Origin of the sequence: Xanthomonas sp. 3058, from assembly GCF_014199765.1 — a bacterium.
GTDB classification, from domain to species: Bacteria; Pseudomonadota; Gammaproteobacteria; order Xanthomonadales; family Xanthomonadaceae; genus Xanthomonas; species Xanthomonas campestris_B.
Window position 1 is genome coordinate 20382 of record NZ_JACHOF010000029.1, and the last position, 21018, is coordinate 41399.

A 21018-nucleotide genomic window follows, 5' to 3' on the forward strand; every position below is an offset into this window, starting at 1 on the left:
AGGCCACCACGATGGAACAACCCGGGATCTCCCGCACCAGCGCGGCTGAATGCCGCCAGCCCTACCCGCTGCAATCCCTTGCAGGACCAGCGCCAGGGCACCGAAGCGTGCGCATTCCCGTGTAAAATGTGCGGTCTTTGCCCGTGAAATCATGGCGAAAGTTCTCCAACGGGCGCCTCTGTCAGGCCCGGCCTTTATTCGCCTGCTCGCGCGCCTCACCGATGCCCATGTCGCCCAGTCCAACCATGCGCTGGCCGACCGGCTCGGCCAGTGGATCGATTGGACGCGCGCAGTCGCCGTCTCCAAGGCGCTGGATGGCAAGCTGCCCGAAAGCGAGCCGTTGCCGGACACGCGTCCGCTCGACGTGGAAACCTGCGCGCGCGTGCGCGCGGCGCTGACGACCAGCAGCGTGGCCGAGCTGGACACTGTGGTGGCACGCGTGCGTGCCGAGGCCCGCGCAGCCGTCCAAGCCGAGGTGCCTGCGCCCATGCCCGACTACGCCCCGTTTCGGCAGCACTACCTGGCGATGCAACGCGCCATGCGCACCGCCACCGGCGATCTGCGTGGGCGGCTGCGCGACATGCTGGCGCTGGTATCCAGCGACATGGCGCGGCTGGCCGAAGTGGATGCAGTGATGGAACTGACGCTCAGCCCGCGCGAGCAGACGTTGTTGGGGCACGTACCGAACCTGCTCGGTGCGCACTTCGAACGCCTGCGCACTGCTGCGCAGGCGCCAACTCCGGCAGCCGATGGCGATGCCGCGCCACGCGCGGTCTCCGATGGCTGGCTGGATGTGTTTCGCAAAGACATGCAGAGCGTGTTGCTCGCCGAACTGGATGTTCGTTTTCACCCGATCGAAGGCCTGCTTGCAGCGCTTCGTACCCGCTAACTGGGACCTCATGTTCAGAACTCTCGTACACGTGTGTGTGTTTGTCGTCGGCCTGTTGGCGGTTTGCTGGGTCGGTATCGGTTATCTGGGCTCCAACCCGCTGGGTGCCTGCATCGCAGCGGTGATCGGCGCCTGTTACGTGGCCGGCGCCGTGGAGCTGTACCGGTACCGCCAGGCCAGCGCAACGCTGGACGATGCCGTTGCGGCATTGACCACCGCGCCATCGGCATTGGGCGAATGGCTGGAGCGGCTGCATCCGAGCCTGCGCAATGCGGTGCGTCTGCGCATCAAGGGCGAGCGCGTGGCCTTGTCCGCTCCCGTGCTGACCCCGTATCTGGTCGGCCTGCTGGTATTGCTTGGCATGCTCGGCACCCTGCTCGGCATGATGGCCACGCTCAAGGGCACCGGTTTTGCGTTGCAAAGTGCCACCGATCTGCAGGCCATTCGTGGCTCGCTGGCCGCACCGGTGGAAGGGCTGGCGTTTGCGTTCGGCACCTCGATTGCCGGTGTTGCCACATCGGCAATGCTGGGACTGTTGTCGGCGCTGTGCCGGCGCGAGCGGCTGCAGGCCGTGCAGCGGCTGGACCTGAAGATCGCCACCGACCTGCATCCGCATTCGGACGCGCACCAGCGTGGCGAAGTCTTCAAGCTGCAACAGCAACAAAGCGCCTTGATGCCGGCGTTGATCGATCGGCTGCAGGCGCTGATGAGCACCATCGAACAGCAGAGCATCGCTGCCGACGCGCGTCTGGCCGCGCAGCAGGCCGAGTTCCACGCCAGGAGCGAGGCGGCGTATGTGCGTCTGGCCACGTCGATGGAGCAATCGCTGCAGGCCGGCGTTGCCGACAGCGCACGCGCGGTGAGCGCGGCATTGCAGCCGGCGATGGAAGCCACCATGGCCAGCATTGCGCGCGACACCGCCACGCTGCATGAGCACCTCACCCAGTCGGTGCAGCAACAGCTCGATGGCATCACCCGCGGCTTTCAACACAGCGCCACCACTGCCGCCGCGCAGTGGACCACCGCGCTCACCGCACAGGAACACGCGCAGCAGGCGCTGGATGCGCAACTGCATACCACGCTGGAGCAGATCGCCCGGCAGACCACCGCGCTGCACGATGGCGTGAGCACCGCCGTGCAGCAGCAATTGCACGGCCTCAACGACGGCTTCCAGCAAAGCGCACGCACCGCTGCCGACCACTGGCAGGCCGCATTGGCCGCGCAGGAACGTGCGCAGCAAGCGCTCAACGAACGGTTGCAGACCACACTGGAACAGATCGATCAGCGCAGCACGGCCATGCAGGACGGCGTGACTCACGCAGTGCAGCAGCAGTTGGCCGCACTCACCGATGGGTTCGAACGCAGCAACGCCGCCACCGCCGACAACTGGGCGGCAGTGCTGGCCGAGCAGCAACGCGCCACCGCGTCGCTGAGCACGCAATTGCACGCCACGCTCGAACAACTTGCCCAGCAGACCACCGCATTGCAGGACGGCGTGCAGCAGGCCGTGCAACACCAGCTCGATGGCCTGAGCAGCGGCCTGGAAACCAGCACGGCCGCCGCAGCGGCCAGCTGGACTTCGGCCGTGGCCGAGCAGCAACGTGCAAACCATGCGCTCACCCAGGAGTTGCAGAGCACGCTGACGCAGTTCGCCAGCACCTTCGACGCCCGCTCCAGCGCCTTGGTCGATGCGGTGTCCAAGCGCATGGATCAGTCCAGCAGCGCGGCGGCCAACGCCTGGAACGACGCACTGGCGCAGCAACAAGACGCCAGCGCCGCGTTGGCCACCCAGCACCAGAGCGCACTCGCTGCAGCAACCGCCAGCTTCGATGCGCATGCCGCCGCATTGGTCGGCACCCTGCAGCAATCCCACACCGACCTGCAGGCCGCGCTGGAAGCGCGCGACAGCCAGCGCCTGGCGCTGTGGAGCGAGCGCTTCACCGCGATGAGCGCGGATGTGGCTACGCAGTGGGAACGCACCGGCGAGCGCGTCGCCCAGCAACAGCAGGCGATCTGCGAGACCCTGGCCAGCACCGCCAGCGAGTTGTCCACGCAGGCGCAGGCACAGGCCAGCGCCACCATCACCGAAGTGGCGCGCCTGATGCAGATCGCCTCCGAAGCGCCCAAGGCCGCCGCCGATGTGGTGGCCGAGCTGCGCCAGAACCTGTCCGAGAGCATGGTGCGCGACACCGCCATGCTGGAAGAGCGCAGCAAGCTGCTCGCCACGCTGGACACCTTGCTCAACGCGGTCAACCACGCCTCCACCGAACAACGCGCAGCGGTGGATGCGCTGGTCACCACCTCGGCCGACCTGCTGCAACGCGTGGGCACGCAGCTCACCGAACAGATCGGCAACGAGACCGGCAAGCTCGGAGAAGTGGCCGCGCATGTCAGCGGCAGCGCGGTGGAAGTGGCCAGCCTCGGCGAAGCCTTCGGCATGGCGGTGCAGTTGTTCAGCGGCTCCACCAGTGAGCTCAACGCGCGCCTGCAACACGTCGCCAGCGCACTGGATGCCTCACTCGCCCGCAGCGACGACCAGCTGGCGTATTACGTGGCGCAGGCGCGCGAGGTGGTCGATCTCAGCATGCTGTCGCAAAAGCAGATCATCGAAGAACTGCGTCAGCTCGATCGCGGCCGTCACGATGCCGGCAATGCCGATGCGGGCGAGGCCACCACGGCATGAGCGATGAGATCGATATCGACGGCGAATCGGGCACACCGATCTGGGCCGCTTTCGGCGACCTGATGTCGGTGTTGCTGGGCGCGTTCGTGCTGATCCTGGTCGGCGTGATCGGTGTGCAGTTGCAGCTGTCCAGTCGCTTGGATGAAGAGGTCAAGCAACGCCAGGCCGAAGCGCAGCGCCGCAAGACGCTGGAACAGGCGCTGGCCGCGCCGCTGGCCGCCGGCCGCGTGACGCTGGTCGATGGGCGCATCGGCATCCGCGGCAACGTGTTGTTCGCCTTCAACTCCGACCAATTGCAGCCGGAGGGCCGCGAAGTGCTGAAGACGCTCGCCGCCCCATTGTCCGAATACCTGGCCTCGCGCGAGGAGATCCTGATGGTCAGCGGCTTTACCGACGACCGCCCGGTGCTGGGCGGCAACCGTCGCTACGCCGACAACTGGGAACTGTCCGCACAGCGCGCACTCACCGTGACGCGTGCGCTGATCGCCGAAGGCGTGCCGGCATCGTCGGTGTTCGCTGCGGCGTTCGGCTCGCAACAGCCGGTGGATTCCAATGCCGACGAAGCGCGCCGCGCAAAGAACCGACGGGTGGAGATCGCACCGATCGCGCGCCCGTCCACGTCGCGTGCGCCCTCTTCCGCACAGCCAGCACCGGCCGCAGCGGCGCGATGAGCACGCAAGCGACATCCGTACACGCGCGGCTGGAACGCTGGCGCGGCCAGGGTGCCGACCAGCTGGACCCGGTGCATTTCCATCTGATGCAGACGTTGGCGACGCGTGCGCAGACGCAGAGCGGTGCAGTGCGCGCGGTGCTGGAAGAGAAGCTGGATGCGTTGGTCGATGCCTATGCGGCGACGGTAAAGAAAGCAGCGCGCCGTCGTGCAACCAGCCATGCTGTTCCAGGTGCTGTGCAACGCAGCGCGCTGGGCGCATTGACCGAGCAGATGGCAGGCCATGCGGCGTTGATGGAGGTGGACAGCAGAAAGACCGCCGCAGCCGACCCAAGCCTGTTCCCGGAGTTGCCAGCACTGGACGATTTCCGCCGCACCTGGACCACGGTGCGTACCGCCAGCCAGGTGCGCCAATCGCTGCAGGACGCACCCAAGGACGCCGGCCCGCTCAATTCCAGCGTGCTGGTACACCGCTGCATCAGCCTGATGCGCGAGCGCTCGCCCGGCTACCTGCAGCACTTCCTCGGCTATGTCGACGCGCTGTCGTGGCTGGAACAACTGCACAGCGGTGGCGCGTTGGCCAACGATGACCCGGCACCGGTTGCGCCGGGCAGGAAGCGCAGCAAGCGACCGTCCACGCGTCGCAGTTAGAGCGACCAATCGCATCACGGCGTGTCTCAGAACCGCAAACGCACGCCCACCGTCCAGCTACGCGGCGCACCGGGATACACCCACTGCTCGCTGTAGGAGAACGCAGCGTAGCGGCGATCAGTGAGGTTTTCGACCTTGGCATACAGGCGCAGGCGCTCGCTCAGGTCGTAATGACCGACCAGGCGCCACACCGTGTACGCGGGCAGCACGAAGTCGGTATTGCTATCCACCGAGCCCAGCCGCTCACCGGTATGCAACACGCCCACGCCCAACGCTGCACTGCGCTTGCCGGTCAACGGCTGCTCGTAGTTGACCAGGGCATTGCCGGCGAAGCGCGGCACGTTCGGAAATTGTCGCCCTTCGGCCAACCCGGTGCCGGCGGCGGCGGCGCTGCTGCGCGTCACCTGCGAATCGGTATAGGCCAGGCCCACCGATGCGGCCAGGCGCGGAGTCACACGACCGAGCAGATCCAGCTCCACACCCTGACTGCGCATCTGGCCCACCGGCAGCGAAAAGCTGATGTCGGCCGGGTCCAGGCTCAGCACGTTCTTCTTGTCGATGCGGAACGCGGCCAGCGTCGCTTCCAGTCCATCGCCGGGTTGCACGTATTTCAGCCCGGTCTCCAGCGAACGGCTTTTCTCGGGTGCGAAGCTCTGGCCGCTGGCGCCCACTCCGCTGTTGGGACGAAAGCCCGCCGCCGCACTCGCATACAGCGACAACGCATCGTCGATATGGAAGATCATCCCGGCCCGCGGGCTGACCACGCCATCGGACGCGCGCTGCGTGGTGCCGCGCAGCTGGTTGTCGAGATCTTGCTGGTAGTGGTCGTAGCGCAGGTCGAGCAAGGCCTTCCAGCGCGCGCCGAGATCGAGCTGATCCTGCGCATACACGCCCCACACCTGCTGACGCTCCTCGGTATCGGTGGTCGTGGCCAGCCGCCCCGGCTGCGCCACGCCATACTGCGGCGCGAGCACGTCGATGCCGTACGGCGTGGCAGCCGAGCGTGCACGCTGCTGAAAGCGGCTGTCGTCGAAGCGATTGCCGTCGATGCCGAACAACACATTGTGGGTGACGCTGCCCGCCTGCAGGCTGCCGAGCAGTTCGGCACGTGCGGCGATATCGCGGCCCTGGTAATCGCGGTAGCGGCGTTCGCGCCGCAGCGTGCGGTCGTCGGCCTGCAGCGTCCACGGCTCGGTCGAGAAACCGCGCATGCCGCTGTCGCGATAGGTCGCCCCGCCCTGCAACGACCAGGTCTGATTCAAGCCGTGCACCACAAATACCTGATGCCCGGTGGAATGCAGATCGATATCGCCATCGCGCGGTTCGCCCAGAAAACGCGACGCCGGCAGCCGGTTGGCATCGCCATTGATGGCGGTCACGCCGCGATCGAACGGCGTATGGATACGCACGAATTCCAGCTCATACGACACCGTGGTATCGGGCGTCGGCATCCATAGCAGCGACGGCGCCAGCAACGTATTGTCGCTATCGACGGTGTCGCGGAAGCTGTGCTGGTCCTTGTGCATCACATTCAGGCGATAGGCCAGGTTTTCGCCCAGCGGGCCGGTGCTATCCACCGCGGCGCGATAACTGTCGAACCGGCCTGCCGACAGGTCCACGCTGTGCTGGGGCTGGAACAACGGTTTTTTGGTGACGATATTGACCGCACCGCCCGGCTCGCCGCGCCCGTACAACGCCGACGCCGGGCCCTTGATCACTTCGATGCTCTGCGTATTGGCCGCATCGCGCAGGCCGTTGTAACCACGGCTGGCGTTGAAGCCGTTGACCATGTAATCGGAGCTGAAATTCGGGTCGCCGGTGAAGCCGCGCATCGAATAGCTATCCCACAACCCACCCAGGTTGTTGGCCTTGGTGATGCCGCTGGCCAGTTCAAGCGCACCGGCCAGATCGGTGACGCCGGCATCTTGCAACAAGGTCTGATCCAGCACGCGCGCACTGATCGGCAGGTCGCGCAGCGGCGCATCGGTCTTGGTGGCGCCGGTGACGCTCAACGCGCGATACGGCGTGTACTGGCTGCGCACCTGCATCGCATCCAGGTCGCGCGTCTGCGGCTCGGCGGCCTGGGTAAACGGACTGACGCCTGCAGCACAGGTCAGCATACTGAGGAGGGGCAGCATGTGCGCCGGAAGGCGGCGCGGCATGGACACGGACATCGGGCAGGACTCCTGAAGGGCATGGCGCAGTGGCCGTGTCGCAGATGAAAGATCTGATTGGTTGGTGGAGCGCGGCTTCCGCTACGAGGCGGGATCGGCCGTTGCATCGAACCGAGGCGCACGCTGGAAGTCCTCGCGCGTAAATGGCCGGTCCCGGAACAGATAGCCGTAGTAAAACGTCCGTAGTGCTCGATGGTAGGCGCGGATACGGTCCTGGTAGGCCAACTGCGCGCGCAGATCGGTATGCGCCAGACGCGACAACGCCGCCTGCACCGCAACCGGCGGCAACACGCTGGCCACACGCTGCGCGAGCGCCTCGCGTCGCTCCAGTCCTTTGCGATAGGCGGCAACCTGTGGAGCCACCTGCTGATCGCCGTTCTCGTGGAAGGCGAAATACCACTTGTAGTGGAACGCATCGGTCAGCGGCGCCGAGTCGGCCCACTGCGGATTGTTCGCGTAGAACGCACGCATGGTGTCCTGGCGCGGAATGTCCCAGGCATGATTGACCGCCTCGCGCTGCAACCGCGCGACTTCGGTACCCTGGTTGACCGGCACCGTCTGATTGATCGCCACGTGCGCCAATGCCGGGGCCACCAAGGCCAGCACCACCCAGCAGGTGGCCAAGGCGGTGGCATGCGCCGCCGGGCGCCAGTGGATGCGCCCGACCAGCACCGCCAGCAGCACCCAGAACAGCAGATAGGCGCAGGTCAACGCCAACACCGCCAGCTGTTGCAGCGGCGGCACCGCATTGAGGGTTGCGGCAATCACAAACGGCACGCCCAGACACAGCAATACGGCAGCTGCACGCACCACCACACGCCGCACCAATAACGCCGTGCCCGCGCCCGGCAACGCAGCGAGCATGCGCGCACGCCCTGCTTCGCGTTCGCCCGAACGTAGATCGAACAGCAACGCGATCACGAACAACGGCAGCAGGAACACCAGCACGAAGGCATAGTCGAAGCGCCCGGCCAACGCCAGCTCCGGGTTGTAGCTGTCGCCATCGTGGATCTGCGCTTCCAGGCCCAGTGCGCGGATACGCAGGATGTACGGCGACACATCGCGCATGCCGACTGCCGCAAACGCCAACGGCGAAGGAGCGTCCCAGGTCGGGTGGAAGCTGTAGTAGGCCGCGCTGCCGGCATCGTTGGAGCGCGCCACATAGTCCTCCACCGCCGCGATGTCTTCCTGCTGCAGCGCTGCGATGCGTGCGATGTTACCGCGTTGTGCGTCGATGACGTGCTGGCCGGAGAGCAGGCTGCACACGGTCAACACCGCGAGCAATGCCAACCCGGCAACCGCCGCACGCGCGCGCAGCAGCAACAGCAACTCGTATTTCCACACCACCATCAGCGCGTCACTCCCACACGACGCCCGGCTGCGATCAGCATGCACAGCGCAGCCAGTAACCATGCGCCGACCAAAGCAAGCGCCGTGCCTGCGGCACGCACCACGTCGGTTGTGGACGGTGGCTGGAACGCGAAGACCGGAATGCGATGCCAATGGTCGGAGGAGATGCGCTTGCGCTGATCGGCGCCGGCATCCTGCGCACTGTCGTCGGCCAGGCTGACCGCTTCGGCCTGCAGCCGATTGAGTTGCTGCACCAACGTGTAGCGATAGCGCTCGGCCTGGGCGAGAAAGCGGTCATGCGCCTGCAGATCGGTTTCTGCCAGCGTCATCGACACCTCACGCAGCGCCACTGTCGGGCTCAGCAAGGCGAAGGTGCGCACCAGCAGGTTCTGTTGCTGCTGGATGGCCGAATCGCGCGCGGCGTAGCGCTCGAACAAGCTCGAGGTGAGCCGCTCGCCTTCTAGCGCGAGCAGGCCCTTGTAGTTCACCGGCAAATCTTCCACGCGCTGCACGCCATAGCGCTGCAAGGTCTGCCGCTTGAACTGCGCGAAGTGCGGGTCGTCCGGGTTGTGGCTGTCGCCGAGCACGCGCAGATCGCGCTGGATCGCCACATCGGTTTCCATCCGCGTCGGCAGGCGATAGGCGGCACTTGCAACATCCGGCGCCACGCGCGGCACCAGCAACGCCAGCCACACCCACAGCGCCAGCGACACCAGCAACGCATCGCGGCCGCGCCGGCACTGCATCGACACCGCCAGCACCAGCGCGCACCACACCAGCAGATAGATCGCGTACGCCAGCACCAGCAAGACGACCCGCAGCGCCTGGCCCGGCAGCAAGGCGACGGGCACCAGGCCGACCAGTGCCGGCAGCAGGCATGCGCCGGCTACCACTGAAAGCGCGAGATACTTGCCGCCGAACAATTGCCGACGCGTGGCGCCCTGCAGCAACAAAGCACGCAGGGTGCCGGTCTCCTGCTCGCGCGCCACCCCGCCATACCCCAGAAATACCAGCATCAGCGGGGCCAGGATCTGCAACACGAACGCAGGTGTCAGTTGCCCGAAGCGCACCAGCAACGAGCTTTGACGCACATCGCCGAAGTTGGCGGTGTTCTGGCGATGACCTTCCAGGAACATGCTGTTGCCGGTGAACGCGTCCACGCCCGCATCGAATGCGGCCAGCGCCGGCAGCGGACGATAGATGAACTGTCCGTAATGCACCATCCGGTGCGGGTGACGGTCCGGCTGGGCCTCGAACGCCTGCTGCGCAGCCTGCTGCTGACGTGCGCGGAACTCGGCCACCTCGCGCTGATGATGCGCAGCGGTCAGCGCGGCCACCAGCGTGAGCAGCATCAGCAACACCACACCGATGGCCGCGGAACGATTGCGCGCCATGAACCGCAGTTCTTCGCGCGCGACAAGCAGCACAGGACTCATCGGGCAACGCTCATGCGGCCTGATCGTGCGGACGCGCAAAGCGCGCATGCAGCGTGCTGACGTCGAAACCACTGTCGCCGACGCCGATTTCATCGGCAATACGGCCGTTTTCCAGAAAGCCGATGCGGTCTGCAACATCCACCGCGCCAAGCAGATCGTGAGTGACCATCAGCACCGCACCGCCACGCGCACGCACGCTGCTCAGCAACCGATTGAAGTCGGTAATGGCACGCGGGTCCAGGCCGGAGGTGGGCTCGTCCAGCAGCAGCACCGGCACCTGACGCAAGGTGGCCACGGCAATGGCGACCTTTTGCCGCATGCCTTTGGAAAATCCGCCCAGCCGCTGGCTCCATGCCTCACGTTGCAGGCCGGTAGCGGCCAATGCCTGACCGATCTCTGCCTGGCCACGGCGCTGACCAGCGAGCGCCAGCAGGTAATCTGCGTTTTCCAGTGCGCTCAGATGCTCGTAAAGCGCCACGTTTTCCGGCAGGTAGGCAAGGCGCGCGCGCGCAGCGCCGGGATCGGCAACCGGATCGATGCCGTCCACGCGCAGGCTGCCGGAGGTGGGTTTGACGAAGCCGAGCAGTGTGGAGAGCGTGGAGGATTTGCCGGCACCGTTGCCACCCAGCAAGGCGTAAACGGTGCCTTGCGCGACCTGCAGATTCAGCCCTTGCAGCACGGCGCGTCCGCGATAGGCCACGTGCAGGTCGTTGATCGAGATTGCGGGAGAGGAATGCGTGGACGGCATGACTGGCGAGATTTTGACGAAATGATACGTTATCACATTTCTTGCGCAGCTTGAATTGGCGTGGCATTGGCGGTGCATGCTGATCGGCGTCACCTGCCGTGCCCACCACGACGAACGCCCATGTCGCGTGGACGCAGCCGAGAAAAATGCGGCTTCTTGCCACCGTTTTTTATCGCAGCATCGCACCTGCGCGGACACGTGCCGGGTACCGGTGCAACGCGATGGCAGCGATCCGGCACAGCTCTGCATCGGCAGCCGGCGCAGCGCATCGGTGCCCGATGACGCGCTGGCGCGCCGCGCCCCGTTGAGTGATCGACGCCAGCACCGAACGGCTCGACTGTTACTCTAATTACGCACCTTCTTCACTGCTAGACACTGCTTCAGCGCGCACGCCGCTATCCCGCACTGCATTGCGACATCGGCGGCTTTGCCGGTCGGCTGCAACCGATCGGTGCCGGTGCGCTGCGCTGGACTCCGCCAGCCGTTGCCGGCGCTGTCATCCAGACGCATTGCGCGTTGTCGCCCCCGCTCTTCCAATCGAGACCCCTGACGTCACATATGCCTTTCGATCTCCGCCATCTCCCACCACGCCGCTCGCTTTCCCAGACGCTCGGTCTGCACACCCCTGACAGCGCCGCCGGCAAGCCTGCAACGCGCCGTACCCTGTACGCCGTCAGGGCCCTGCTTGCAACGACATTGTTCACCGCTACACAGCTCAACGCGCAGTCCATCGACACCAGCGCGCCGTTGCCGCCAGTACGTGCATGGCATGGCGCAAGCGAGGCATTGATTGCCAACGCAGGCGATGCGTGGAGCACGCCAGCGGAGCGCAGCGACTTCGCCAGCACGCCCAGTTACGAGGAAACGCGCGCATGGTTGGAACGCCTGGTCGCGGCCTCGCCGTTGTTGTCGCTGGAGGTGTTCGGCAAGACCAGCGAGGCGCGCGATCTGCTGCTGGTGCGCGCGCATAAAGGCAAGCCCGGCAAGCCGGTGGTGCTGGCGCAGGCCGGCATCCATGCCGGCGAGATCGACGGCAAGGACGCCGGCCTGATGCTGCTGCGCGACATCGCACAACGCGGCAAGCACAGTTTGCTCGACGAGGTGGATTTCGTGTTCGTGCCGATCCTCAACAGCGATGGTCACGAGCAACGCGGGCCGCTGGTCGGCGCCGCGCTGCGTGGGCCGCAAAATGCCGGCTGGAACACCACCACGCGCGGCATCAACCTCAACCGCGATTACCTCAACCTGGAAGCGCCGGAAACCCGCGCAGTGGTCGCATTGCTGCATACGCTGGATCCGGCGCTGTACATCGACCTGCATGTCAGTGGCGGACTGGATCATCAATACGACATCACCTTTACCTTCGCCGGCTGGGGCACCTATGCGCGCTCGCGCGCCACCGCCGATTGGCTGCAACAGCGCTTCACGCCAGCGATGAATGCCGCACTGCGCAAGCAGGGCCACACACCGGCGATCTACCCCAGCCTGATCGACGAAGACGAGCCGCGCTCGGGCCTGCGGTATGGGCCGGAGGGGCCACGTTATTCCACCGGCTACGGCGACTTCGCCGGCATTCCCACCGTGCTGGTGGAAAACCATCGGCTGAAGTCGTACCGGCAGCGCGTGCTCGGCGACTACGTGCTGCTGGAAAACGCCCTGCGTGTGGTCGCCCGCGATGCTGCACGCATCGATACTGCCAAGCGCGCAGATCGCGCCGCACGGCCGCAGGCATTGATGGTGGCCTGGGAGCGCCTGCCGCAGCCGATCGCCCATGTCCCGTTCAAGGGCGTCACCTACACCCGTGCGTTGTCGCCGGTATCCGGCAGGCAGGAACTGCGCTGGGAGGGTCGCGACGAAACCTGGACGATGCCGGTGATCGGCTACCGGCAGACGCAAGCAGTGCAGTATCCGATCGCGTGGTGGATTCCGCCGGGCAACGACGATGTGGTCGACCTGCTCAAGGCGCACGGCATCCGCTACGAACGCCTGCAGCAGCCGCGCCAGGTGCAGGTCCGACAGATCCGCATCGCGACAGAGGGCGGCACCCAGACACCGCATTCCGACGGCGTGGATGAAACCTTCGCCGTCGGCAGCATCCGCGTGCCCGCCGACCAACCGATGCGCATGTTGGCCGCCGCGCTGCTCGAACCGCAAAGCAGCGACTCGCTGCTGGCCAGTGGACGTTTCCGCAACGCCGGCAGCCCCGACAGCGGCTTGTATGGCCCCGAGCTGGTCGACTTCACCGAGCGCGTGCTGCGCAGCGACGCCGCCCTGCGCGCCGAGTTCGAGCGCAAGCTCGCCAGCGATGCCGCCTTCCGGGCCGACGGCGACGCCCGCCTGCACTGGATCTACGCGCGTTCGCCCTACGCGGCGATCGATGGCTGGCGCTATCCGGTGCGACGTGAGTTGGAACGGTAAATTTCATCGCCAGCACCACTGCGCGGACTGCGCCGCCATCAACCCAACGCATGCGCCCGAGCCGGCGCATGCTCGGCCATCAAGGCAATCATCCAGTCGATGAAGACACGCAGCTTGGCGCTGACATGCCGGTTGGGCGGGAACACGATCGACAGCGGGATCGGCGCCGTCTGCCAGTCGTCGAAGATCGGTATCAGTTCGCCGCTGGCAACATGCGCATTGGCAATGTACACCGGCAAGCCAATCACCCCCATGCCGACCAATCCTGCGGCCAGATACGCATTGCCATCATCGACCGCCACGACATGCCGCCCCTGCACGCTGACAGCCTCGTCGCCACGCTGCATCACATAGGGCAACGTCTTGCTGCTGCCCCAGCGCATGAATCCCACGCAGCGGTGCTGGGTGTTTTCCAACTCGTGCGGATGCACCGGCGTTCCCAACCGCTGCAGATACGCAGGTGACGCATACATACCCGTCTGCAGATCGCCGATATGCCGGGCAATCAGCGACAGGTCGGTGATGGTGCCACCGCGCACCACGCAATCCACATTCTCGCCGATCAGGTCCACACGACGATCGCTGACGCCCATGTCCAGCTGGATATCCGGATAGCGCGCATGGAATGCCGGCACCGCCGGCATCAGGATCAAACGCGCCAACGGGCTGGGCACATCCACACGCAGACGTCCGCGCGGCAGCGCCGATGCGCCGGACAGGCTGGTCTCGGCGTCGTCCATGTCCGCCAACAACCGCACCACGCGCTCGTAGTAGGCCGCGCCATCGGCAGTGACATGCACCCGTCGCGTGGTGCGGTTGAGCAGCGTGACGCGCAACCGCGCTTCCAGTTGCTGCACCAGCTGGGTCACGCTGGCGCGGCTCATGTGCAAGGTTTCGGCCGCCTTGGTGAAGCTACCGGCCTCAACCACGCGCGCGAATGCCTGCATCGCATCGAACCGATCCATTGCCGCTCCCGAACCAAAGATTGTTTGGATTCTACAAATAGTGCTGGTCGGCGTTGTCGATTTATCCGGCGCGGACAGGCATCTAATGTGGCTGCCTGTTCCGAGCCCATTCAAAGGAGAGTGTCATGGCAACACGTGACGTCGTTTTTCCGCAGGGACGCCATGCCCTGTACGAGCGCCACCGTTACTCGCCCGCGGTACGCGCCGATGGCTTGATGTTCGTTTCCGGCCAGGTCGGCAGCCGCGAAGACGGCTCGCCCGAGCCGGAGCTGGATGCGGAGATCGCGCGCGCCTTCGACAATCTCGATGCCATCCTTGCCGCAGCCGGCTGCACCTCGCAGGACGTCGTCGACGTCACCCTGTTCATGGTCAACCCAGACGACGTATTCGAGGCCGCGTGGGAGAAATGGGTCAGCTACTGGGGTCCGGCACCGTTTCCTACCGTCACTGCGGTAGGCGCGACCTGGTTGGCCGGCTTTCGGTTCGAGATCAAGGTGGTCGTCAAGTTGCCCGATCGCAGTCGGCCGTAAGTGCGCGGGGGTGGGCTTGCAACATCCCTTTCCGAATGCGCCGCATTGATGCCGAGGTGGATGCGGTACCAATGCGTCCGAGGTGTTTCGTTCGCAGGCAGACGGCAGGCGGCGCCTCTCATGCGGCGCACCACGATGCGTCGTTTGCCGTCTAGCTTTCCACGTGATCGTGGTGATCCTGCACCCCCATCGACCCAGTGCTGCATCGTCGCAGGAGCGGTCACACGTGTTTTCTCCATCGCTTCGCGGCGGCATGCGGGCCATCACTACGGCCTAGCTGCCCATCACCTGCGCTTACGCATCGTCGGCTCTCTGGCAGCCGCGCTCGGGCTGAAAGTACACGGCGCAACACCGCGAATACGCATCCTGGCGACGCGTGAGGTGCGTTGTCACCTGTCACGCATGCACACTTCAGACGCGCGCATAGCGCACGGTGCCTTCGATGCGCAAACAACGCGCACCTCGCGTCGCATCGGTTTCTCACGTGCAGACCTGAAGACCGCATCACAGCTTCGCACCTCATCGCGGTGCGTCCGCACACTTCTGCGTGGCACGTCACGAGGAAGACACATTCGCATGCGATAGCTGGCGCGCTGGTCACTGAGCGTGCCGGCCATTCCCCCGACAGCGCGTACTCGCCGCAACGCCGATCCCTGCATGTGCAATCGGCGATGGCGTACGTGCGAGAAATCTCAAGGAGCTTCATCGTCATGCGTTTCAGGATCTTCTTCGCCGTTGCGCTTCTCACCGCGTTCAGTGCCGCTGCCCAGGCGCAGGTCGTCACCCTCAACAAGGGCGGCTACACGCTGCGCTACGACTGCACCAATCACACCGCACTCCGTTACGAATACGTGCTGCAAGCCGACACCGGATCGGCCGCGCGTCCGTCCAGCTTCAACCTCGACACCGAACTGCCCAGTGGCTGCGCCGGCCAGACGTCCACTGCGTCCTATGCCAGCGTGCGCTCAGGCTACGATCGCGGGCATCTGGTGACCTCCAATCACATGGACTACAACGCCACCTACATTCGTCGCGCCAATCTGATGTCCAACATCGTTCCGCAGGTGGCCAGCTTCAATCAAGGCATCTGGGTGAAGGCTGAAAACGTCGCCGAGTGCTACCGCGACATCGCCAGCGTGCAGGTCTACGGCGGCGTGATCTACAGCGATACCAGCAACGATTACTTTCTTGCAAGCCACGGCATCCGCACCCCGGACTTCTTCTGGAAGACGATCATCACCGCCAACCCGGGCGGCGGCACCCGCGCGATCAGCTGGCTGATTCCCAACAGCGCCACGCTTGGCTCGCTCGACAGCTACATCGTCAGCATCGACGAGCTGGAAGACCTCTACGGTGCCAGCGAAATCGGCATCACCGCACCGGCGGCGGTCAAGGCCATGCTGCCCGCCACCACCTGGCCGCAGCCGAGCAATTGCGACCTGAGTTGATCGGTCGCACCAAGCGTGCAGACGACAGGCAAAGCCCGGATGCTGCGGGCTTTGCCATTTTTCAACCAACAAGACAGCGTTGCACGACGGCTCCCACGCGCTAGGAGCCGATCGCAGCAAACCAATCCGCATACGGCGTGTTCCTGACCAGATGCCGGTTGACGTCCTGGCTGCCATCGGTTCACCACACTGGTCCGCGCTCACCCAATGCAACCTTGGCCATCTGCACCGCATGGCGTGCGCTGGCCAGCCGTTGCGCATCGTCGTTGCCTCTGGCGGCCTTGACCTCGCGGCACGCATCCATCAGATCACCTACCAACGCGGCACGCGCCCGCTCGCTCAGATGCGGATTGGCGGCCCGCCACAGCCGGCCGCGCACGATCAGATAGCGGCCATCCGGCGTGGTGATGACAGTGGCCGCAGCAGTCACCGCCGCCTCACACCATACCGGCGTATGGCCTTGCATCAAGGCGACACATCGTTACTCCACATGCGCGAATCGGGGACGGACGCGACCATCCACCTCCACCTGCTCCATGAACATCGCATACGGCCGCACCCACATGCCGATGTCGCTATCCAACGGCCGATAGAGCACCAGCGGCGCGAGCGTCTCGCTACAACGCACCACTCCCAGCACCTCGTAACGTCCACCCTTGAAGTGACGGTAGTGACCCAACGCGATGGCGGGCAGCGGAGGCAGAGAGTCCATGGCACTCGACACGTTCAAGGGCATTGGAGTTTAGAGCGACGCTGATTGGGTAGCGAGCGATCGTCGACGATGCAGTCGGCAGATCACCGCCACGGGCGCCATGCGGATCGGTTTTCAAGGCTGCTGCATTGGCCACTCTGCCCACCACAGCTGGTCAGCTCGCTGCCGCCGCGCTTCAAGTGCTTGGCAGCCCTGTCCCGGAATGCCGCAACGTGCACGGCATGCCCCGGGCGGGGCGGCGCTCAGGACCATGCCTGAGCGTCGTCCTGTTCACCGATCTGGTCTTCGATGCCATCGTTGTCATCGATCTCGGTGTCCTGCACAGGCCTATCCTGTAGCAGATCCTCGTGCTTGCCAGGCGCCTTGACGTCGTTCGGTGGCGTTGGATCGTCGATGCCGCGATTGCCATTCTCGTTGTTGCTCATGCTTCGCTCCAGCGGCAGAAGTGCGCATCGTCACCGTCCTACCGGCCATGTGATGCACACGTGTGTTCTGCAGGCGTGAGGCTGACCGATTAACATACTGCGCATGAGTCCGCATGATCGGCTCGCACCTGGCTGCATCCGAGCGCGGCATTCCTGCGTAGGTATCCACACACCAAAGGAGCAAACACCATGCCGAGCCTGATCTGCGACCTGGAAGACCTGCTCGCCTCCTGGAAGACCGAGGCAGAGACGTTCGATGCCTGCGACATGCCGGCCTCGGCGCTCGCCTTCCGCGACTGCCACCGCCGCCTGACCGCGCTGCTCCACCGACGTGCGCTGCACGCAGCTCCACCCACGCCCGAACGCGACGTCGGCCCGTCATCCTCCCCGGCGGTCACTGCCCCGGCGGTCACTGCATCGCATCTGCGGGTGGAGACCACCCTCTAAGCCGCTTCACTCTCCACGCATGCACCTGTGCGCCATGGTCATGGTGCACGACAGCGGCCGTCGCGCATGCACGGCATTGCCCCTTCGCACCACCCCCCTCACTCATCGCCCGCAGCGCGCTCGCCCATCAACTCGCGCTCGCGCCGCTCCAACTCCTCGGCGTAGCGCTTGCGCACGAATCCTTCGGACAGCACACCCAACACCTTGCGTTCGGTGTCGATCACCGCCAACTCATCGGCCTGTGTCGTATCGAACACTTTCATGATGGAGACGATATCGGTCTCTGCCAGCAGCGCCGCATCACGGTGCTTGGCGTAATCGCTCACTGGTGCGTCCAACTGCACGTTGTCGGCATACAGTACCGCCAACGGCACCACGCCCGCGTAATGCCCCGCGGCGTCTTCAAGCACGACACGCTGCGTCGACCCCAATGGAAACCGCCGGCGAAACTCACTGACGCTGATGTCGTGCGCGGTGTGGTTGGCATCCTTGCGCATCATCTTGCCGGCCGACAACGTACGGACCCAACCCACATCACGGGCACTGCGGATATTTTCGCCACGCAGATGCAGACGCCAGGTGGAAAAGGAATACCCGAATACCTGCCGCACCACGGTATTGGCCACCAACACCGCCACCATCACTGCGCTTGCCAGCACAAAATCATGCGTACCCTCCAGGATCAGCATCGCCATGGTCATCGGTGCACCGACGATGGCCGCCGCCAGCGCCGCCATGCCCACCAGCGAGGCGCTTGTCGTGTCCACGACTGCCGCACCCACCAGCAGGTTCAGAAACACCGCAAACAGGCTGCCGACCAACGAGCCCATGAATAACGAGGCGAAGAACAGACCGCCGCGAAAACCGAAACCAAGCGAAATGCCCGATGCAATGCATTTGAGCACCAGCAGGGTCGCCAACATCTGCAACGTGCTGCTGCTGGTCATATCCAGATGCAACGCGCCATGCCCGGATGACAGCACCTGCGGCGAATACAGCGCCAGCGGAATCAGCAGCAACCCACCCACCACCGGACGACCCCAGATCGGCAGATTGATGCGCCCCGCGCCACGCTCGATGCTGGCCACCAGGCGCATCACCGCGATGCCGATCAAGGCGCAGATCAGACCCAGCACGATATAGATCGCATAGTCGCGCGGCTGCAACTGATAGGCCACCGCCGCCGGCAGCGAATATGGCGCAGCACCGAGCGCGTTGGCCATGAACGCACCGGCCAATGCAGCAGCAGCCACCGGTGCCAGTGCCGATGGCGTATACGCACCGATGACGATTTCAAACGCATAGAAGGCACCGGCAAGCGGTGCGCCGAACGCAGCGGCAATCGCACCTGCCGCGCCCGCACCTACCAGTGTGCGCATGTCAGACCGGCGCACCCGCAACACGCGACCAAACTGCGAGCCGGCGCCCGATCCCATCTGGGTGTAGGTCGCCTCCAGCCCAACCGACGCACCAACACCATTGGACAACAACGTCTGCACCGCCACGATCAGGTTGTCGCGCATCGACATGCGCCCGCCATGCAGGGCATTGGCCTCCACCGCATCCACCAGCGGCCGTTTGCGTCGACGCGCCATCAACGCCACCAGACCTACCAACAACCCACCCAAGGGCAAGACCAATAGCTGGGTTGCGGTGATCGCGTCGGAGGTGCTGAGTCGCGCTTCCGGCGCAAGCCCGTACAGCCACGCCTGCAACCCGTGGGCAATGCCTGCCTGCACCACCATCAGTGCTGCGGCAATCAGGCCCACCACCGCCGCCAGCGCGATGAACCACAGATCGTTCGCACGCAATTGTCTGCGCAACCAGTCCAACGGACGGCGCAGCTGCGCAAGGGCTGGAGACGGCGCACACGCGGTGGTGGCAAGTCGTGGCTGCATGGGAGACCAATGATCCGCAGGATCGGGTATCGGCAAATGGAAGAGTCAGCGGCGATATGTAGTGTGCAAGAACGTTGCTGACCTTGCGCCGTCTGACAGCAGCCGTGCCATTGCCGATTGCCGCCTGCGGCGGCGATTGGCATGACCTGTCTCCTAAGGACGTTGAAACCAGACGCACTGACCTGAATCAAACTGGGGTTTCATGCAGCAGCCTTTGGAAAGATAGTTCCGGAGCAGACCGGTTCACCGCACGCGGCGGTTCGTTGACGATCGCTTCTACTCTGGAAATCGCTTCATTCGCCAGAGTCAGTCCCAGAGTGTTCTTGATATCTCTGCGCAGCATTTCAACGCCAACGAAAAGGCTTTCCGATCTTGTAAGGCGTGGATCGATAAGGCCGATGCGGTCAGCGGCAACAATCTTACTGTCCTCGTCAGAAAAAGACCCTTCTCAATTTCAGCAATAGACCCTTCTCAATTATTGCGCTTATCGCACCTGGCTTCCAGAACAAGTCAGCGCGGTTGCTCACGAAGGCCTCAACTGCGCAAGGGGCCTTCTCACCTTATGACACAGACGTTGTGCAACTGATCTGGCTCAAGCGCGACAACCCGAATCTCTTCCACTTTCTCGACGTGTGCGGCACCAGGATCCGATCCGGCGGATTGATACAGATATTGAACCAGCACAGGCACCTTACCGAAGGTGCCGTATAAGCGGACGACATCGCAACCTTCGCCCAGGTCGGGGCCATCGCTCAGCAATTCAAGCCGCGTCCCTTTTCTGACAGCCCACACATCGTTTGCGCACTTCATCGAGCCCTGGACACCGGTAAACTGAAACAGCGCATCACCCATACTCCTATAAACAGAATAGTCGTCTTCGACACTGTCGGATTGATCGATGAAAACCTGCTTCAATTCAGGCGAAAGCGCGTAAGGGGCGATAGCCGCCTGGATATCTTCGACCGACCGACCGTCCCCAGCACTCTTTTCCGAAGTCCGAACCGTCTCGACGTTATGGAGAAGCGCAGCGGTCTTGCGATAGTCCTGCAGAGGAAGCGCCTTGATGGCTGCACAAAAATCCGACGACGGCGCAGCCGCAACCACATCGATTGCAGCGAGACAGGCAAGCGCGGCTAGACAGAACCTCCTGAACATTTGTCCATCCTTAGGGCTCATCTGAACCAGGTTTTCGTCATCTTCTGTTCTGGCTAGACGCTCAATGATCGAGCCTGTTTCCAACGGCCTTCTTGAATGCCAGAAAGCGTCACTTTGAAGTTGAAAGCCGGATCGGGTTCCTGTGGTCACAGCTTGCACTGTGACCATAACGAAGAAAGCCGTCGCCAACCAGCGTCGCTGTCGATGGTGCCCACCAGCACACAAATAGACAGCATATCTACTTGTTTACAAATGGGAAAAATCAAAATGTGCAGGAACCTGACTCACTTTTTGACTCGCTTTTAAGTTGACGTTGATCGGACGCTATTGGACGGTCTCAGACACACCAACACCACTCCTGCTTGCTCTGCAGTCTCAACGGAAAAAATATCCGCTTCCCAAACCCAAGCCTCCCGGCT

Annotated in this window: 17 protein-coding genes and 1 pseudogene; 8 read left to right on the plus strand and 10 right to left on the minus strand. The window is 64.3% G+C overall.

Annotated features, from left to right (window positions below):
* Positions 1-151: 151 nt before the first annotated feature.
* Genes GGR61_RS20130 through GGR61_RS20145 form a run of 4 tightly spaced genes read left to right on the plus strand, consistent with a single transcriptional unit; the run spans position 152 to position 4893 of the window.
* On the plus strand, positions 152-889 hold the full coding sequence (locus tag GGR61_RS20130) for a DUF3348 domain-containing protein (RefSeq protein WP_184623635.1): 738 nt from the start codon (positions 152-154) through the stop codon (positions 887-889).
* A gap of 10 nt (positions 890-899) precedes the next feature.
* Complete coding sequence (locus GGR61_RS20135) at positions 900-3572, plus strand: DUF802 domain-containing protein (protein WP_184623638.1); 2673 nt, start codon at positions 900-902, stop codon at positions 3570-3572.
* Complete coding sequence (locus GGR61_RS20140) at positions 3569-4243, plus strand: OmpA family protein (protein ID WP_184623640.1); 675 nt, start codon at positions 3569-3571, stop codon at positions 4241-4243. The genes GGR61_RS20135 and GGR61_RS20140 overlap by 4 nt, the downstream gene beginning before the upstream one ends.
* A complete protein-coding gene (locus GGR61_RS20145) occupies positions 4240-4893 on the plus strand; it encodes a DUF2894 domain-containing protein (protein WP_184623641.1) in 654 nt (217 codons plus the stop codon). The genes GGR61_RS20140 and GGR61_RS20145 overlap by 4 nt, the downstream gene beginning before the upstream one ends.
* A 26-nt stretch (positions 4894-4919) precedes the next feature.
* On the opposite strand, the gene GGR61_RS20150 is transcribed toward GGR61_RS20145, so the two are convergent.
* The 4 genes from GGR61_RS20150 to GGR61_RS20165 form a co-directional block, all read right to left on the minus strand.
* Positions 4920-7067, minus strand: coding sequence for a TonB-dependent siderophore receptor (locus tag GGR61_RS20150; RefSeq protein ID WP_184407960.1), 2148 nt, complete (start codon positions 7065-7067; stop codon positions 4920-4922).
* Between the two features lie 81 nt (positions 7068-7148).
* Positions 7149-8417, minus strand: coding sequence for a DUF3526 domain-containing protein (locus tag GGR61_RS20155; RefSeq protein ID WP_184623643.1), 1269 nt, complete (start codon positions 8415-8417; stop codon positions 7149-7151).
* Positions 8417-9853: a DUF3526 domain-containing protein gene (locus tag GGR61_RS20160; RefSeq protein ID WP_184623645.1), complete on the minus strand. Its 1437-nt coding sequence runs from the start codon at positions 9851-9853 to the stop codon at positions 8417-8419. The genes GGR61_RS20155 and GGR61_RS20160 overlap by 1 nt, the downstream gene beginning before the upstream one ends.
* 10 nt (positions 9854-9863) lie before the next feature.
* Positions 9864-10601, minus strand: coding sequence for an ATP-binding cassette domain-containing protein (locus GGR61_RS20165; protein ID WP_184623647.1), 738 nt, complete (start codon positions 10599-10601; stop codon positions 9864-9866).
* 681 nt (positions 10602-11282) lie between these two features.
* Between GGR61_RS20165 and GGR61_RS20170 the strand changes: the two genes are divergently transcribed.
* Complete coding sequence (locus GGR61_RS20170; RefSeq protein ID WP_260289059.1) at positions 11283-13019, plus strand: M14 family metallopeptidase; 1737 nt, start codon at positions 11283-11285, stop codon at positions 13017-13019.
* Between the two features lie 38 nt (positions 13020-13057).
* On the opposite strand, the gene GGR61_RS20175 is transcribed toward GGR61_RS20170, so the two are convergent.
* On the minus strand, positions 13058-13984 hold the full coding sequence (locus GGR61_RS20175; RefSeq protein WP_184407965.1) for a LysR family transcriptional regulator: 927 nt from the start codon (positions 13982-13984) through the stop codon (positions 13058-13060).
* A gap of 125 nt (positions 13985-14109) precedes the next feature.
* On the opposite strand from GGR61_RS20175, the gene GGR61_RS20180 reads away from it, so the two are divergent.
* Both GGR61_RS20180 and GGR61_RS20185 read left to right on the plus strand, forming a co-directional pair.
* Positions 14110-14514 carry a Rid family hydrolase gene (locus GGR61_RS20180; protein WP_184407966.1) on the plus strand — a complete coding sequence of 135 codons (405 nt, stop codon included), beginning with the start codon at positions 14110-14112 and terminating at the stop codon, positions 14512-14514.
* 710 nt (positions 14515-15224) lie between these two features.
* Positions 15225-15962 (plus strand): DNA/RNA non-specific endonuclease, encoded by a 738-nt coding sequence (locus GGR61_RS20185; protein WP_184407967.1) that lies wholly within the window; start codon positions 15225-15227, stop codon positions 15960-15962.
* A gap of 100 nt (positions 15963-16062) precedes the next feature.
* On the opposite strand, the pseudogene GGR61_RS20190 reads toward GGR61_RS20185, so the two are convergent.
* The 3 genes and pseudogenes from GGR61_RS20190 to GGR61_RS20200 form a co-directional block, all read right to left on the minus strand.
* A pseudogene (locus GGR61_RS20190) lies at positions 16063-16392 on the minus strand (hypothetical protein).
* A 51-nt stretch (positions 16393-16443) separates the two neighbouring features.
* Positions 16444-16674 (minus strand): DUF1653 domain-containing protein, encoded by a 231-nt coding sequence (locus tag GGR61_RS20195; RefSeq protein ID WP_184623651.1) that lies wholly within the window; start codon positions 16672-16674, stop codon positions 16444-16446.
* A 242-nt stretch (positions 16675-16916) separates the two neighbouring features.
* A complete protein-coding gene (locus GGR61_RS20200) occupies positions 16917-17099 on the minus strand; it encodes a hypothetical protein (protein WP_184623653.1) in 183 nt (60 codons plus the stop codon).
* Between the two features lie 189 nt (positions 17100-17288).
* Here GGR61_RS20200 and GGR61_RS20205 point away from each other — a divergent pair, with 189 nt between their 5' ends.
* Positions 17289-17546 carry a hypothetical protein gene (locus tag GGR61_RS20205; protein WP_184623667.1) on the plus strand — a complete coding sequence of 86 codons (258 nt, stop codon included), beginning with the start codon at positions 17289-17291 and terminating at the stop codon, positions 17544-17546.
* 98 nt (positions 17547-17644) lie between these two features.
* Here GGR61_RS20205 and GGR61_RS20210 read toward each other — a convergent pair whose 3' ends face one another.
* Complete coding sequence (locus tag GGR61_RS20210; protein ID WP_184407970.1) at positions 17645-19444, minus strand: chloride channel protein; 1800 nt, start codon at positions 19442-19444, stop codon at positions 17645-17647.
* Between the two features lie 555 nt (positions 19445-19999).
* On the minus strand, positions 20000-20683 hold the full coding sequence (locus tag GGR61_RS20215) for a hypothetical protein (protein WP_184623655.1): 684 nt from the start codon (positions 20681-20683) through the stop codon (positions 20000-20002).
* Between the last annotated feature and the right edge of the window lie 335 nt (positions 20684-21018).